The organism is Pseudomonas sp. S09G 359, from assembly GCF_002843605.1.
Classification (GTDB): Bacteria; Pseudomonadota; Gammaproteobacteria; order Pseudomonadales; family Pseudomonadaceae; genus Aquipseudomonas.
This window is the reverse complement of the sequence record NZ_CP025263.1, coordinates 433,664-450,088: the sequence shown is the minus strand read 5'-3', so window position 1 is coordinate 450,088 and position 16,425 is coordinate 433,664. Positions and strand designations below refer to the sequence as shown.

The following is a 16,425-nucleotide window of genomic DNA, read 5'->3' as shown; positions in this document are numbered from 1 at the left end:
GGGCAAAATGATTCCCCAATGGTTGTCGGACAAGTCTCTACCTAAGTCAAAAATGGACCAACCAACGCTGATCCCCGTAGCGCGCGATTATCTAGTAGCCCGCGAAACAACGCATCAGGGACAACGAAGTATTTGTAGCGAAACCCTGCGTTTTTAGGCATTAAAGTCGTTTTTAATACATTCACGTCTGTAAGAGGAAGGTCACAGGGCCATCATTGACCAAATGCACCTGCATATCGGCGCCAAAACGCCCCGACGCCACCTTGCCATGCAATTGTTGCGCTTGTAACAGCAAGTGATCAAATAGCGCTGCTCCCAGGGCCGGAGGGGCCGCCGTGGAGAAGCTCGGCCGCAGCCCGCTTTTGGTATCCGCCGCCAGGGTGAACTGCGACACCAGCAGAAGCCCGCCGTCGATGTCCTTCAACGACAGGTTCATCTTGCCCGCGTCGTCGCTGAACACCCGGTAGTTAAGCAGCTTGTGCAGGAGTTTGTCGGCGCTCTCGGGTGTATCCGACGGTTCGACGGCCACCAGCACCAGCAAACCCTGGTCAATCGCCCCTAGGGTTTCGCCTTCTACCTCGACCCGGGCGCCACGCACCCGTTGCAACAGGCCCTTCATGCTTCTTCTGGCGGCAGATCAAGCAGGCGCCGTGCCATATCGGCAGTCGCGCGTACCAGCGCGTCGGTAATACCGGGCTCGGAGGCCGCATGGCCCGCCTCGCGGATTACTTGCAGCTCGCTGTTGGGCCACGCCTGATGCAGCTCCCAGGCGTTATCCAGCGGGCAGATCATATCGTAGCGACCGTGAATGATTACGCCAGGCAGATGGGCGATCTTGTGCATGTCGCGAATCAGTTGGTCAGGCTCCAGGAAGGAGTTGTTGGTGAAGTAGTGGCACTCGATGCGCGCAATGGACAGGGCCCGCTGCGGCTCGGAAAAGCGTTCTACATGCTGCGGGCTCGGGCACAGGCCGAGCATGCGCCCTTCCCAACCGGACCAAGCCTTGGCCGCGTGCATCTGGGCGATCTGGTCGTTGCCGGTGAGGCGCTTGTGGTAGGCCGCGATCATATCGTGGCGCTCGTCCGCCGGGATCGGTGCGATGTAATCCTGCCAGTAGTCCGGGAACAGGCGGCTCGCGCCTTCCTGGTAAAACCAGTGAATGTCCTGTGGGCGGGCGAGGAAGATACCGCGCACGATCAGGCCATGCACGCGCTCGGGGTGGGTTTGCGCGTAGGCCAGGGCCAGCGTCGAGCCCCAGGAGCCGCCAAACAACACCCATTTATCGATGCCCAGGTGTTCACGAATGCGCTCGAGGTCGGCAACCAGGTCCCAGGTGGTGTTGTTTTCCAGGCTGGCGCGGGGGGTGGAGCGCCCGCACCCACGCTGGTCGAAGGTGACGATGCGGTACAGGTTCGGGTCAAAATAGCAGCGGCTCTGGGCGTCGCAACCGGCACCGGGGCCGCCATGGATGAAGACAACGGGCAAACCTTCGGGGGAGCCACTCTCATCGACATACAGTGTGTGGGTGTCATCGACGGCCAGATCGTGCCGGGCGTAGGGTTTGATCTGCGGGTACCAAGTCTGCATTGCGCGCTCCGTAGGGGGTCGGGTTCATCCCTGGGGGGACGTCTTTTATTTTGCCGTCTGGCACTATAAACCCGAATTGTGCAATGAGCATGTCCTTGAGCGCTTAGAGCTGTGTCAGTAGTTCGCGCCTCAGGTAATCCAGGAGATGCGCAACGAGCGGTGGAGAAAGCCGATATATGTGCGCCATCTCTGACAACGGCGACCAATAGGTGGGAGCGGGCTTGCTCGCGAATGCGCTGAGCCAGTCGCCAGATATGCTGACTGACAAACCGCTTCCGCGAGCAAGCCCGCTCCCACATTTGGCCGGTGCAGGTTCCTAAGGTTTGAGTCTGGCTTTTACGACTTCGACACCAAACTACCGGTAGTGACCCTGCCCCCAGGCGAGCAAACCCTGCAGCAACTGCTTCAACACTACCCGCGTCGGCTCGGCCAGGTCCGGGCGATAACGGAACGGCTCGAACTCTTCCATATACGTGCTCTGGCACAGCTCCAGTTGCACGGCATGAATATCCTGCGCCGGGTCGCCGTAATGGCGGGTGATATGGCCGCCTTTGAACCGCCCGTTCAGCACGTGGGTGTACTGGGGATGGCCCGCGCAGATGGCTTCCAGTCGGGTCGCCAACGCGGGATCACAGGCGGCGCCATTGAAGGTGCCGAGGTTGAAGTCCGGCAGCTTGCCGTCGAACAGGTGCGGGATCACCGAGCGGATCGAGTGCGCGTCGAACAGCAGCGCGTAGCCGAACTCGGCCTTGAGCCGCGCGAGTTCCTCTTGCAACTGCCGGTGATACGGGCCCCAGATCTTTTGCAGGTAGCTCGCGCGCTCGGCCGCGCTTGGCTCCAGCCCCTCGCGGAACAGCGGCACACCGTCGAACAGCGTCGCCGGGTACAGCCCGGTGGTGGCGCCTGCATACAGTGGCTTATCGTCCGACGGCCGATTCAGGTCGATGACAAACCGCGAGTATTCGGCCGACAAGGTGCTGGCACCGAGCTCTTCGGCAAAGTCATACAGCGCAGGAATGTGCCAGTCGGTGTCCGGCAGGCTTTGCGCCTCGGGGATCAACCCGGCCTCGACCGCAGGCGTCAGGCGCAGGCCGGCGTGGGGCATGCTGATCAGCAGCGGCACACGGCCTGGTTTGAAGTTGAGAACCTTATCCACAGCAGCACTCCTTAGATGTTTACGTCAACGCCATGGCGCACGACGCGTTTATCCAGCTCGCCGCCCAGCCAGTAGGCCAGGTCGGCCGGGCGATCGATCTGCCAGGCGACAAAATCGGCGACCTTGCCCACTTCCAGCGAACCATGGGTGTCGCCCATGCCCAGTGCGGTGGCCGCGTGCTGGGTGGCGCCGGCCAGGGCTTCTTCCGGGGTCATGCGGAACAGGGTGCAGGCCATGTTCAGCATCAGGCGCACCGAGAGTGCCGGCGAGGTGCCGGGGTTGAGGTCGCTGGCGATGGCGATTTTCACCCCGTGCTTGCGCAGCGCGTCCATCGGCGGCAACTGGGTTTCCCGCAGGAAGTAAAACGCCCCCGGCAGCAGCACGGCGACGGTGCCGGACGCAGCCATGGCAATGGCGTCTTCTTCGGTCATGAATTCCAGGTGGTCAGCCGACAGCGCGTGGTAACGCGCGGCCAGGCTGGAGCCGTGCAACGACGACAGCTGCTCGGCGTGCAGCTTCACCGGCAGGCCGAGTTGCTGGGCGACTTTAAATACCCGCTCGACCTGCTCGGTGGAAAACGCCAGGTACTCGCAGAACGCATCCACCGCATCCACCAAGCCTTCCGCCGCCAGGGCCGGCAGCATTTCGTTGCAGATGTGGTCGATGTAGGCGTCGGCGCGGTCTTTGTATTCCGGCGGCAGGGCGTGAGCCGCGAGGCACGTGGCGCGCACGCTGACCGGCAGCGCTTCACCGAGGCGCCGGGCCACGCGCAACATCTTGCGTTCGTTGGCCAGGTCCAGGCCGTAGCCGGATTTGATCTCTACCGTGGTCACGCCGTCGCGCAGCAGACTGCGCAGGCGCTTGTGGGCGCTGGCAAACAGTTCATCCTCGCTGGCGGCACGGGTGGCGCGCACAGTACTGGCAATACCGCCACCTTTGGCGGCGATCTCGGCATAGCTCACGCCTTCAAGGCGTTGCTCGAATTCGCCGCTGCGGTTGCCACCGAACACCGTGTGGGTGTGGCAGTCGATCAGCCCGGGGGTGACCCACGCACCTTGCAGGTCATGCACCTGGGTGTAGTCCGCCGGCGGCACCTGGCTGCGTGGGCCGACCCACTCGATCAGCGCACCGGCGGTGACCAGGGCGGCATCCTCGATGATCGAGTATTTGCCCTGGGCCATGGTTGCGACGTGGCAGTGTTGCCAAAGCGTTTTCATCCCACCCTCCTCGGTTACAGGCTTGGCAGCAGCTTGGCCGGTACCAGCTCATTCAGGCAGCGGCTGGCCAGCAGCTCAGTGGCGGCAATGATGTCCGGGGCAAAGAAGCGGTCCTTGTCGTAGAACGCTACTTCGCCGCGCAGGGTGCCGCGCGCCTGTTCAAGCTTGGGCGAGGTTTTCAGGCCTTCGCGCAAGTCCAGGCCCTGGCAGGCGGCCAGCCATTCCACGGCGAGGATGCCACGGGTGTTTTCGGCCATTTCCCACAGGCGCTTGCCTGCAGCCGGGGCCATCGAAACGTGGTCTTCCTGGTTGGCGGATGTCGGCAGGCTGTCGACGCTGTGCGGATGGGCCAGCGCCTTGTTCTCGCTGGCCAGCGCGGCGGCGGTGACCTGGGCGATCATGAAACCGGAGTTGACCCCGCCATTGCCCACCAGGAACGGCGGCAATTGCGACATGTGCTTATCCATCATCAACGAGATGCGCCGCTCGCTCAGGGAGCCGATTTCGGCAATGGCCAGGGCCATGTTGTCGGCAGCCATGGCCACCGGTTCGGCGTGGAAGTTACCGCCGGAAATCACGTCACCTTCGGCCGCAAACACCAGCGGGTTGTCCGACACGGCGTTGGCCTCCACCACCAGCACTTCGGCGGCCTGGCGGAACTGGGTCAGGCAGGCGCCCATGACTTGCGGCTGGCAACGCAGGGAGTACGGGTCTTGCACCTTGTCGCAGTTCTGGTGCGACTGGGACACTTGGCTGCTTTCGCCCAGCAGATCGCGATAGGCCGCCGCCGAGTCGATCTGCCCACGCTGACCGCGCGCCGCATGAATACGCGCATCGAACGGCGAGCGCGAGCCAAGCACGGCTTCCACCGTCAGGCCGCCGCACACCAGCGCGCCGGCGAACAAGTCTTCACCTTCGAAAAGGCCGCGCAAGGCGTAGGCGGTGGACACCTGGGTGCCATTGAGCAGCGCCAGGCCTTCTTTGGCGGCGAGGGTCAGCGGCGTAAGGCCGGCGACTTTCAGCGCGTCGGTGGCTTCCAGCCATTCGCCTTTGTAGCGCGCCTTGCCTTCGCCCAGCAGGACCAGGGACATGTGCGCCAACGGCGCGAGGTCGCCGGAAGCGCCTACCGAACCCTTGAGCGGGATGTGTGGGTAGACCTCGGCGTTGATCAGCGCGATCAGCGCGTCGATCACCTGGCGGCGAATCCCCGAGAAACCCCGGCTCAGGCTGTTGACCTTGAGCACCATGACCAGCCGCACCAACGCATCGCTGATCGGTTCACCGACGCCCGCGGCGTGGGACAGCACCAGGGAACGCTGGAGGTTTTCCAGGTCTTCGCTGGCGATACGGGTCGAAGCCAGCAGGCCGAAACCGGTGTTGATGCCGTAGGCGGTGCGGTTCTCGGCGAGAATCTGCTCCACGCAGGCCACACTGGCTTCGATCTGCGCCGTGGCGCTGCCATCCAGGCTGAGGGTTACCGGCTGCTGATAGATGGCCCGCAGTTGGGCAAGGCTCAGTTGGCCTGGAATCAGATTTAGCGCAGTCACGTTCATGCTCCTTTTGAATTCTTTTTTTAATAAGTGATTAGTGCAAATGGGGGATGGCTGAGTGCAGCAAAGCACTGTCCTTGAGCAACGCCGCGGCGCTCGCAATGTCCGGCGCCAGCCAGCGGTCCTGTTCATACGCGGGGACCACTTCACGCAGCAAACGCCAGGCTGTGTCGGTGCCCGCGCCGAAGCGCTGGTCCTTGAGAAATTCGAAAGCCTGGGCCGCCAGCAGGTACTCGATAGCGAGGATCTGCGTGACGTTGGCCAACAGCTGATGCAGCTTGAGCGCGGCGTTGGTGCCCATGCTCAGGTGGTCTTCCTGCAAGCCCGAGGTGACGAAATTGTCGAGCACCGCCGGTTGCGCCAGCTGGCGGTTTTGCCCACACAGCGAGGCGGCGACGTACTGCACGATCATCATCCCGGAGTTGACCCCGGGGTTGCTGACCAGGAAGGCCGGCAGGCCGCTGACGTGCGGGTTGATCAGGCGGTCCAGGCGGCGCTCGGCCACCGAGCCGATTTCGGCCATGGCAATGGCCAGCATGTCGGCGGCCAGCGCCACGGACTGCCCGTGGGGGTTGGCCTGGGACACCACGCGATAGTTGTCCGGTGTGCCGAGTACCAGCGGGTTGTCGGTGGCGCTGTTCAGTTCGGTTTCGATCTGGCGCGTGGCGTGGTCCACCTGGTCACGCGCCGCGCCGTGGATCTGCGGGATCGAGCGGATGCTCAGCGCGTCCTGGGTGCGGATGCCTTTGCTGCTGGCGATCACTTCACTGCCATCGAGCAATGCGCGCAGGTTGATGCCCACATGCTGCATGCCCGGGTGTGGCTTGAGGGCGATGATGTGTTCATCGAAGGCATCGATCTGGCCGCGTTGGGCCTCAAAACTCATGGCGCCGATCACGTCGGCCCATTGCAGCAGGTGGTGCGCGTCGGCCAGGGCCAGGCAGCTCAGGCCGGTCATGCACGGCGTGCCGTTGACCAGGCATAGGCCGTCCTTCGCGCCGAGGATTACCGCCTGCAAACCTTCCTCATTCAGGGCCTGTTGCGCCGGAACGATCTGGCCGCGATAGCTCACATTTCCCACGCCCAGCAGCGCCACGCCAACATGGGCCATGTGGGTCAGGTAACCCACCGAACCCTGGGACGGCACTTGCGGCGTGATGCCGTGGTTGAGCAGCGCCAGCAATGCGTGCACCACTTGCGGGTGCAGGCCGGATTTGCCGTGGCTGTAGTTGATGATGGCGGCGCAGATGATCGCGCGAGTCTGCTCGTCGCTCAGCACCGGGCCGACGCCGCAGGCGTGGCTCAGCAGGGTATTGCGCGACAACTGGCTGAGTTGCTCACCCGCCAGTGACACATTGCACAGCGCGCCCAGGCCGGTGTTCACGCCATAGGCGCGCTCGCCGCTGGTGACGATGCGCTGCACGATGGCTTGGGCATTGTCGATGCGCGCCCAGGCGTGGCCCGAGAGTTCGAGCACCGCACCAAAGCGGGCGACGGCGACTACGTCGTGCCAGCGCATTGGGGTGTCGGCGATGATGATCTTTGCTGCCTGGGACATCTTCATTCCTTCTTTAATTCTTGTGCAGCTTTGCCGGCCTCTTCGCGAGCAAGCCCGCTCCCACAGGGGGAATGCGTTCCAACTGTGGGAGCGGGCTTGCTCGCGAAGAGGCCAGCCAACTCACCACAAAACCTGGGTCAAACCACCGCCGCCCGCCGCTGAACAAACCGGTCCACATACTCATCCGCCGGCGAATGCAGGATCTCCCGCGGCGTGCCGACCTGGATCAGCTTGCCGTCCTTGAGGATCGCAATACGGTTGCCGATACGCACGGCCTCGTCGAGGTCGTGGGTGATAAACACGATGGTCTTGTGCAGGGTCTTCTGCAGCTCCAGCAACTGGTCCTGCATCTCGGCGCGGATCAGTGGGTCGAGCGCACTGAAGGCTTCGTCCATCAGAATGATGTCGGTATCGGCAGCCAAGGCGCGGGCCAGGCCCACGCGCTGGCGCATGCCGCCGGAGAGCTGGTGCGGGTATTTGTTTTCGTAGCCCTTGAGGCCCACGGTTTCGATCCAGTGCAGCGCGCGTTCGGCGCACACCTGCTTGGTTTCGCCACGCACCTTGAGGCCGTAGGCAACGTTGTCGAGCACGCTCTTGTGGGGCAGCAGGCCGAAGCTCTGGAACACCATGCTGATTTTGTGCCGACGGAATTGGCGCAGCGCGTCCATGTCCAGTTGCAGGATGTCTTCGCCGTCCACCAGGATTGCGCCGCTGGTAGGATCGATCAGGCGGTTGAAATGGCGCACCAGCGTGGATTTACCGGAGCCCGACAGGCCCATGATCACGAAGATTTCGCCGGTACCGATGCTCAGCGACAGGTCATTCACACCCACCACGCAGCCGGTTTCGGCCAGCACCTGGTCCTTGGTCTTGCCCTGGCCGACCATGGCCAGCGCGTCCTTGGAACGCGCGCCAAAGATCTTGAAGACGTTTTTAACTTCGATTTTGCTGACAGTAGTCATTTGCTCGCCTCATGCCGTGGACGACCATAGGCCTGGGTAATGCGGTCGATGACCACTGCGAGAATCACGATCGCCAGCCCGGCTTCGAGGCCACGGCCGACGTTAAGGGTCTGGATGCCGACGAGCACGTCTTCACCCAAGCCACGGGCGCCGATCATCGAGGCGATCACTACCATCGACAACGCCATCATGGTGGTCTGGTTGATGCCGGCCATGATGCTGGGCAACGCCAGCGGCAGTTGCACACCGAACAGTTGCTGCCAGCGGTTGGCACCAAAGGCGTTGATGGCTTCCATGACTTCGCCGTCGACCTGGCGAATGCCCAAGTCGGTCAGACGAATCAGCGGCGGCGCGGCGTAGATCACCGTGGCGAAAATCGCCGGGACCTTGCCCAGGCCGAACAGCATCAGCACCGGGATCAGGTACACGAAGCTGGGCATGGTTTGCATGATGTCGAGCAGCGGCATCAGCACCGAACGCAGGCGATTACTGCGCGCCGAGAGAATGCCGAGGGGGATGCCGATCAGCACCGAGATCACCGTGGCGACCATCATCAGCGCCAGGGTTTGCATCAGCTTGTCCCATAGGCCAACCGCGCCCACCAGGAACAACAGGCCGACGATCACCGCCGTGGTCAGCACCTTGCGGGTGGCATGCCAGGCAACGCCGCCAACGATGGCCAGCATCAGCCACCAGGGCGCCGCGCGCAGCACCCCTTCCAGGTTGACGATGGCCCACAACAGGGTGTCGGAGATGTGCCGGAACACATCCCCGTAGTTGGTGACCAGTGAATCCACCCAACCGTTAACCCAGTCGGCAATGGAAAACGTAAAACTCTCAGGAAACATATCGTGCTCTCGATCCAGTGGGTTGAGGCCAGGCACCCGGCTACCCCAAAGGGTAGCCGGGCACACTTGACCTACAAGGCCGCGTCGATTTTCTTGGCTGCGTCGTCGCTCACCCAGGCGTGCCAGACTTCAGGATGTTCCTTGAGGAAAATTTTCGCCAGCTTCGGCGACTCAATTCGCTCCTTGGCCATGCGGCCCAGGTTCTGGTTCAGCAGGTCGATGGGCAGGTTGACCTTTTCCAGCACGGCCACCAGCTCTGGCGCTTGCTCGTGGAACGTCTTGGACAGGCCAACTTTGATGCTCACGCTCTTATCCACACCGGGCTTTTCTTCCAGCTTGACCAGGTCGACCTGGCCCATCAGCGGCGTCGGCGACCAGTAGTAGAACAGGATCGGCTCGCCACGCTTGTAGCTCGACAGCACGGCCGCATCCAGCGCCGGGCCGGTGCCTGGGCGGAAGTTTGTGTAGGAATTTTCCAGGCCGTAGCTTTTCAGCATTTCGCTGTTATCCAGCTCGCAGGTCCAGCCGGCCGGGCAGTTGTAGAAACGGCCCTTGGACGGCTCTTCCTGGTCCTTGAACACGGCGGCGTACTTGGCCAGGTCGGCGATGTTTTTCAGGTCCGGTGCCTTGGGTTCCAGCTTGCGCTTGGCATCACCCTCGATCACATAACGCGGCACGTACCAGCCTTCGATCGCACCCACCACCGGGGCGCCGACACCGACGACTTTGCCGGCCTTCTCGGCCTTGTTCCAGACTTCGCTGCGGCCTACCCATTCTTCGGCAAACACTTGGATATCGTTGCTGCTCAGGGCGTTTTCCATGGTGATGGAGTTACCCGGCAGGCTGTCGGTTTTGCAGTCGTAGCCTTTTTCCAGAACGGTTTGCAGGATGTCGGTAAGCAACATGCCGCTTTCCCAGTTCAGGCCGGCGAATTTCACCGGTTTACCGGACTCGCACCAACCTGCCGCCTGGGCGCCAGCACTGGCCAATACGCCCGCAGAGAGCAAGGTGGCCAACAGGGTCTTATGCATTTTCATTGTTGTGACGCTCCCAATCTTGAAATGGATTACGGCAGTCAGTAGGCATCCTGCCCTGTCCACGTCCCATCAGGCCTGTGATACCAGCCCGTTTGTCGTCGTCGGTGCAGCGCCCTGCTCTGTCGGCAGGATCAGGTGTTCAGGGTGTGTATGCGGCCATTTTTTCGCTGCCCAGTAGTACAGCGCAGCGGGCAGCACCAGGCCGATGATCCAGGAAATGTCCACATCCCCCAGGGCCGCCACCAGCGGGCCGGTGTAGAACTTGGTGGAGATGAACGGCAATTGCACCAGCACGCCGAACACATACACGCTGATACCAATCGGGTTCCAGCGGCCGTAGCGGCCATTGGGGTTGGCCAGCGCCGGCACGTCATAGCGGTCGCGGGTGATGCAGTAGTAGTCCACCAGGTTGATCGCGCTCCAAGGCGTGAAGAACGCCAGCAGGAACAAGATGAACGACTTGAACGCCCCCAGGAACGAGTGCTGGCCGAGCAACGCGATCAGGGTTGCCGTACCGACGATGGCCAGTACGAACAGCAGGCGCTGCAAACGCGTGACCTCCAGGCGGCCACGAAAGCCGCTGATGATGGTCGCGATGCACATGAAGCTGCCGTAGGAGTTCAGCGTGGAGATAGTCACCTTGCCGAACGCGATGCTGAAATACAGCAGCGCCGACGTGGCCCCCGTACCGCCGAGGCCGACGATGTAGGCCACTTCATGACCGGCAAATTTCCCGTTGGACATCGCAGCGGCAAACACCCCGAGGATCATCGCCACCTGCGCGCCCACCACCGAACCTGCACCGGCGGCGAGAAAGGTTTTCACCGAAGACGTCTTGCTCGGCAGGTAGCGCGAATAGTCCGCCACGTAAGGGCCGAAGGCGATCTGCCAGGAGGCCGCGAGCGACACCGCCAGCAGGAAGCTGCTCCAGCTGAAGTGGCGGATTTGCAGGAGTGCACCGACGTCGGCCTGGCCCATCAAGCGGCTGAACAGGTAGACAAAGGCAATCACGCCAATGACGCTGGCGACCCGGCCAATGAAGTGGATCACCCGGTAACCCAGCACCGTGACCAGCACGATGACACTGGCGAAGAGCAAGATGCCAACACTGTCGCTGACCCCAAACAACTGGCCCAGCGCCTGGCCGGACAGCACCGTGCCAGTGGCGGTGAAACCCAGGTACATCAAGCACACCAGCACGATCGGGATGGCCGCGCCATACACACCAAATTGCACGCGGCTGGAGATCATCTGCGGCAGGCCCAGCTTGGGCCCTTGCGCCGCATGCAACGCCATGACCCCACCGCCCAGCAGTTGGCCGATCAACAGACCGATCAACGACCAGAACACATCACCGCCCAGCACCACGGCCAGGGCCCCGGTGACAATCGCGGTGATCTGCAGGTTGGCACCCAGCCACAGGGTGAACTGGCTCAATAGACGACCATGTCGTTCCGCTTCCGGGATGTAGTCGATCGAACGTTTCTCGATCAACGGGGTGGTGTCATTTGCAGCCATGGGTGTTCAACCTCTGATGGATTGTTTGCTGGTTCAGTGTGGGAGGGGGCTTGCCCCCGATTGCGGAGCTTCAGCCAATTGATCAAGTGACTGACCCACTGCTATCGGGAGCAAGCTCCCTCCCACCTTGGTTACTTGATCATCGGGAGATTGAGGCCTTGCTCCTTGGCGCAATCGATCGCGATCTGGTAACCGGCGTCCGCATGACGCATCACCCCGGTGGCCGGGTCGTTGTGCAGCACGCGGGCAATGCGCTCGGCCGCTTCGTCGGTACCGTCACACACGATGACCATGCCGGAGTGCTGCGAGAAGCCCATGCCCACGCCGCCGCCGTGGTGCAGCGACACCCAGGTCGCGCCGCTCGCGGTGTTGAGCAGGGCGTTGAGCAATGGCCAGTCGGATACGGCGTCGGAACCATCCTGCATGGCTTCGGTTTCGCGGTTCGGGCTGGCGACCGAGCCGGAGTCGAGGTGGTCACGGCCGATCACGACCGGCGCCGACAGCTCGCCACTGCGTACCATTTCGTTGAACGCCAGGCCGAGCTTGGCGCGCTGGCCCAGGCCAACCCAGCAGATACGCGCCGGCAGGCCCTGGAAGCTGATGCGCTCGCGCGCCATGTCCAGCCAGTTGTGCAGGTGCGCGTCGTCGGGGATCAGCTCTTTGACTTTGGCGTCGGTCTTGTAGATGTCTTGCGGGTCGCCGGACAGTGCCGCCCAACGGAACGGGCCGATGCCACGGCAGAACAGCGGGCGGATATACGCCGGTACGAAGCCTGGGAAATCGAAAGCGTTTTCCACGCCTTCTTCCTGGGCCATCTGGCGGATGTTGTTGCCGTAGTCGAAGGTCGGAATGCCTTGTTTCTGGAATTCCAGCATGGCTTTGACGTGCACGGCCATCGACTGCTTGGCAGCCTTGATCACGGCAGCCGGCTCGGTCTTGGCGCGGGCGCGGTATTCGTCCCAGGTCCAGCCGGCGGGCAGGTAGCCGTTGAGTGGGTCGTGGGCGCTGGTCTGGTCGGTGACCATGTCCGGGCGCACGCCGCGCTTGACCAGTTCCGGCAGGATCTCGGCCGCGTTACCCAACAGGGCGATGGAGATGGCCTTGCCTTCCTTGGTGTATTTGGCGATACGGGCCAGCGCGTCGTCGAGGTCGGTGGCTTGCTCGTCGACGTAACGGCTGTTCAGACGGAAGTCGATGCTGACCTGTTGGCACTCGATGTTCAGCGAGCAGGCACCGGCCAGGGTTGCCGCCAGTGGCTGTGCGCCGCCCATGCCACCGAGGCCGGCGGTGAGGACCCAGCGGCCTTTGAGGTCGCTGTTGTAATGCTGGCGCCCGGCCTCGACGAAGGTTTCGTAGGTGCCTTGGACGATGCCCTGGCTGCCGATGTAGATCCAGCTGCCGGCGGTCATCTGGCCGTACATGGCCAGGCCCTTGGCGTCCAGTTCGTTGAAGTGCTCCCAGCTGGCCCAATGCGGCACCAGGTTGGAGTTCGCGATCAGCACGCGCGGGGCGTTGCTGTGGGTCTTGAATACGCCAACCGGCTTGCCGGATTGCACCAGCAGGGTTTCGTCGTCATTCAGGTTGGTGAGGCTTTCGACGATCTGGTCGTAGCACTCCCAGTTGCGCGCTGCACGGCCGATACCGCCATACACCACCAGTTCTTTCGGGTTCTCGGCCACTTGCGGGTCGAGGTTGTTCATCAGCATGCGCAGCGGCGCTTCAGTCAGCCAGCTTTTGGCGGTGAGCTTGTTACCGTGGGCAGCACGGATTTCGACATCACGGTATTTAGTAGGCTTGGTCACTGCTAGGACTCCTCGGCGATCGATGCGCGAACATTGATGGTGCGAAGGAGAGTCTTACGCACACATCTTTACTTGTATGTACAAGCATATGCAATCAAGCGGCCAACTTTTCCGTCGAGGGCTTTGGTTTTTTTTAGAAAGCGTGTGGGGGCCTTGGAAATTAAGGCTTCAAGGCTTGATGAAATTTCTTGGGAGGGGGTTTTACAGCGAGGGCGGTTTGTCACGACAGTGTGGTTTTGCGCCACGCTGGGGCATTCGGTAACAATTTGGTGCGGGGGCTGGAAACAGATTTTATGAACAGTGGAAAACAAATGTGGGAGGGGGCTTGCCCCCGATAGCAGTGTTTCAGTCATAGATGTACCGACTGATCCACCGCCATCGGGGGCAAGCCCCCTCCCACATTTTTAATCGCGCTGAGTCAGTTCGATCAGGCAGCAACGACCTGTTACAGAGATATCCAAGAGGCCGTTGTTACCGTCCACCTGCAGGCAGTCATGATGCCCCAGCTTCTCGCCCAGCACCTTCACCTCATCCGCCACGCTGAACACCAGCACGGTCTGCGCCGAGCTGAAAAAGCGCTGCTCACCGTCTACCCATTGCAAGCGCGCGTGGTAACGCTGGGGCGAGTAGATCAGGTTGAAGTCGCGGATCGGCCCGGTGATCAGGCGGCACGACACCTGGCTGTCACCCTTGAACGCGAATGGCTGCAGCGGTAACAGGCCGCGCTGTTCTTCGCCATCCACGGTCAACACCATGCCCGCGCCCTTGATCACGGTGATCACGCGCTGGTAGCCGGCAAACGTGGAAAACCCGCCCGACTCACCGATGTCGGCAATCGACAGGCGCCAGCCGAAGCCATCCAGGCCAGCGCCGGCATCACGGGTGATTTCTTCGGTGCTGCCGCCGCCGTTTTTCCACGGCATGCGCACGTAATCGGTGGCGCGCCAGACTTTCACTGCAGTCATTTACTGAAACGTCCTTCGAGGCTATGTCGGGAACCGGGGTGGATCAACCGCGCGGCGGTCACCGGCTGGCGACCGGACCACGTGCGCCGGCGAATCAACAGGCACGGCTCGCTGGGTTCGATCTGCAACAGCTTGCACTCGGCGGCGTCGGCGAGGATCGCTTCAACCACGTGCTCGCCTTCGGTCAGCGGCGCGACCTGGTTCAGGTAGGCATAGGGGGTTTGTTGGGTGAAATCCTGTTGCAGGTATTCCGGCGCGACCAGCGCGTTAACGAAGCGGTCTTCGATTTGCACCGGGATATCGTTTTCAAAGTGCACGATCAACGAGTGGAACACCCGCCCGCCTTCGCGCATCTCCAGGGCCACGGCGCGCTCGGAGCCTGCGGCCTCTTCGCCCAGGTGGATGACCTGGCAAGTATGCCGATGACCACGCGAGGCGATCTCATCGGCAATGTTGTGCACTTCAAACAGCGCAGACTGGCTTTTGGGCTCGGCGACGAAAGTACCCACACCCTGCATGCGCACCAGCAAACCTTCGGCGGTCAGCTCGCGCAGGGCGCGGTTGATGGTCATGCGGCTGAAGCCCAACTGGCTGACCAGCTCGCTCTCCGACGGTACGCGGTAGTGGGGCGGCCAGTTGCCGTTGAGGATCTGCTGGCTGATCATCTGTTTGACGCGGGCATACAAGGGCGCCGGACTTTCGTCCATGTGGGCAGCCAGCGAAGACTTGGCAGGCGGAGTCGGCACAGGGAATCCTTGCAGGGGGAAAAGATGCATAGATTGCCGGAGTTTACCGAGCAGGCAAACGTCTGTATATGTATATACAAATAAACACACGACCGGGGTGCTCTGATCATGTCCGCTTTCTTTGCCGAACGCGCACTGCTGCCTAATGGATGGGCCAACGATGTACGCTTTGAAGTCAGCGCCGATGGCCTGCTGACCCACGTTGAGGCCAACGCCAGCGCAGACGCCGCCGAACGGCTAAGAGGCCCGGTATTGGCGGGGATGCCGAACCTGCACTCCCATGCGTTCCAGCGCGCCATGGCGGGTTTGGCCGAAGTGGCCGGCAACCCGAATGACAGTTTCTGGACCTGGCGCGAGCTGATGTACCGCATGGTCGGCAAGATCAGCCCGGACCAATTGCAGGTCATCGCGCGCCAGCTGTATATCGAAATGCTCAAGGCCGGCTACACCTCGGTGGCCGAATTTCACTACGTGCACCACGACGTCAACGGCCAAGCGTATGCCGACCGTACGGAGCTGTCGCGGCAGATCAGCCAGGCGGCCGCCAGCAGCGGGATTGGCCTGACACTGGTGCCGGTGCTGTACACGCACTCCGGGTTCGGCGGCCAGGCACCCAATGCGGGCCAGCGGCGATTTATCAACAGCACGGAAAACTATCTGGACTTGCAGGCGCGCCTCAAGCCCATCCTCGCGGCGCAACCGGCGCAGCAGCTGGGCCTGTGCTTTCACTCGCTGCGCGCGGTCACACCGGAGCAAATCAGCGCAGTGCTGGCAGCCAGCGACAAGGCGTGCCCGGTGCATATCCACATCGCCGAGCAGCAAAAGGAGGTCGACGACTGCCTGGCCTGGAGCGGCAAACGCCCGCTGCAATGGCTGTATGACAATGTTGACGTGGATGAGCGCTGGTGCCTGGTGCACGCCACCCACGCGGATGCCGACGAAGTGGCACGCATGGCCAAAAGCCGCGCGATTGCTGGTTTGTGCCTGACCACCGAGGCCAACCTGGGCGACGGAATTTTCCCGGCCGTGGATTTCCTCGCCCAGGGTGGGCGCATGGGTATCGGCTCCGACAGCCATGTATCACTCAGCGTGGTGGAAGAACTGCGCTGGCTGGAATACGGCCAACGCCTGCGCGACCAGCGGCGGAACCGCTTGTATCGCAGTGATCAGCCGATGGTCGGGCGTACGTTGTTTGATGCGGCATTGGACGGCGGCGCCCAGGCGCTCGGGCAGCCGATTGGTCGCTTGGAAGTGGGTAAGCGTGCGGATTGGATTGTGCTGGACGGTAATGATCCGTACCTGGCCACGGCGACAGAGGATGGGATTCTCAACCGCTGGCTGTTCGCCGGGGGTGATCGGCAAGTGCGTGATGTGCTGGTGAACGGCAAGTGGGTGGTGCGCGATGGGCATCATGCCGGCGAGGAAGACAGCAGCCGGGCATTCACACAAGTATTGAGGGATTTGCTGAGCTAACAGGCA

Annotated in this window: 14 protein-coding genes; 1 reads left to right on the top strand and 13 read right to left on the bottom strand. The window is 62.3% G+C overall.

Features of this window, described 5'->3' with window-relative positions; genetic code table 11:
- Positions 1-181: 181 nt before the first annotated feature.
- From dtd to hutC, 13 genes are all read right to left on the bottom strand, one after another.
- The gene (dtd, locus tag CXQ82_RS01940; protein ID WP_101265642.1) at positions 182-619 is read right to left on the bottom strand and encodes a D-aminoacyl-tRNA deacylase; all 438 of its coding nucleotides are present in this window, start codon (positions 617-619) and stop codon (positions 182-184) included.
- A complete protein-coding gene (gene pip / locus CXQ82_RS01935; RefSeq protein WP_101265640.1) occupies positions 616-1,587 on the bottom strand; it encodes a prolyl aminopeptidase in 972 nt (323 codons plus the stop codon). The genes dtd and pip overlap by 4 nt, the downstream gene beginning before the upstream one ends.
- 355 nt (positions 1,588-1,942) lie before the next feature.
- Positions 1,943-2,743: an N-formylglutamate deformylase gene (gene hutG / locus CXQ82_RS01930; protein WP_101265638.1), complete on the bottom strand. Its 801-nt coding sequence runs from the start codon at positions 2,741-2,743 to the stop codon at positions 1,943-1,945.
- Between the two features lie 11 nt (positions 2,744-2,754).
- On the bottom strand, positions 2,755-3,960 hold the full coding sequence (gene hutI / locus CXQ82_RS01925; RefSeq protein ID WP_101265635.1) for an imidazolonepropionase: 1,206 nt from the start codon (positions 3,958-3,960) through the stop codon (positions 2,755-2,757).
- A 14-nt stretch (positions 3,961-3,974) separates the two neighbouring features.
- Positions 3,975-5,513, bottom strand: coding sequence for a histidine ammonia-lyase (hutH, locus tag CXQ82_RS01920; RefSeq protein WP_101265633.1), 1,539 nt, complete (start codon positions 5,511-5,513; stop codon positions 3,975-3,977).
- Between the two features lie 31 nt (positions 5,514-5,544).
- Positions 5,545-7,068, bottom strand: coding sequence for a histidine ammonia-lyase (gene hutH / locus CXQ82_RS01915; RefSeq protein ID WP_101265631.1), 1,524 nt, complete (start codon positions 7,066-7,068; stop codon positions 5,545-5,547).
- 137 nt (positions 7,069-7,205) lie between these two features.
- Positions 7,206-8,030, bottom strand: a complete 825-nt coding sequence (locus CXQ82_RS01910) for a glycine betaine/L-proline ABC transporter ATP-binding protein (RefSeq protein WP_016972280.1) — start codon at positions 8,028-8,030, stop codon at positions 7,206-7,208.
- Complete coding sequence (locus tag CXQ82_RS01905; protein ID WP_101265629.1) at positions 8,027-8,878, bottom strand: proline/glycine betaine ABC transporter permease; 852 nt, start codon at positions 8,876-8,878, stop codon at positions 8,027-8,029. The genes CXQ82_RS01910 and CXQ82_RS01905 overlap by 4 nt, the downstream gene beginning before the upstream one ends.
- Before the next feature lie 71 nt (positions 8,879-8,949).
- On the bottom strand, positions 8,950-9,915 hold the full coding sequence (locus CXQ82_RS01900) for an ABC transporter substrate-binding protein (RefSeq protein WP_101265627.1): 966 nt from the start codon (positions 9,913-9,915) through the stop codon (positions 8,950-8,952).
- A gap of 69 nt (positions 9,916-9,984) precedes the next feature.
- Positions 9,985-11,433, bottom strand: coding sequence for a cytosine permease (locus tag CXQ82_RS01895; protein ID WP_101265625.1), 1,449 nt, complete (start codon positions 11,431-11,433; stop codon positions 9,985-9,987).
- A 131-nt stretch (positions 11,434-11,564) separates the two neighbouring features.
- The gene (hutU, locus tag CXQ82_RS01890; RefSeq protein WP_101265623.1) at positions 11,565-13,235 is read right to left on the bottom strand and encodes a urocanate hydratase; all 1,671 of its coding nucleotides are present in this window, start codon (positions 13,233-13,235) and stop codon (positions 11,565-11,567) included.
- 404 nt (positions 13,236-13,639) lie between these two features.
- Entirely contained in the window at positions 13,640-14,200 is a 561-nt protein-coding gene (locus CXQ82_RS01885) for a HutD family protein (RefSeq protein ID WP_101265621.1), read from the bottom strand.
- Positions 14,197-14,907 (bottom strand): histidine utilization repressor, encoded by a 711-nt coding sequence (hutC, locus tag CXQ82_RS01880; protein ID WP_017738808.1) that lies wholly within the window; start codon positions 14,905-14,907, stop codon positions 14,197-14,199. Before hutC ends, CXQ82_RS01885 begins: the two co-directional genes overlap by 4 nt.
- A 147-nt stretch (positions 14,908-15,054) precedes the next feature.
- Between hutC and CXQ82_RS01875 the strand changes: the two genes are divergently transcribed.
- Positions 15,055-16,419, top strand: a complete 1,365-nt coding sequence (locus CXQ82_RS01875; RefSeq protein WP_101265618.1) for a formimidoylglutamate deiminase — start codon at positions 15,055-15,057, stop codon at positions 16,417-16,419.
- Positions 16,420-16,425 lie beyond the last annotated feature (6 nt).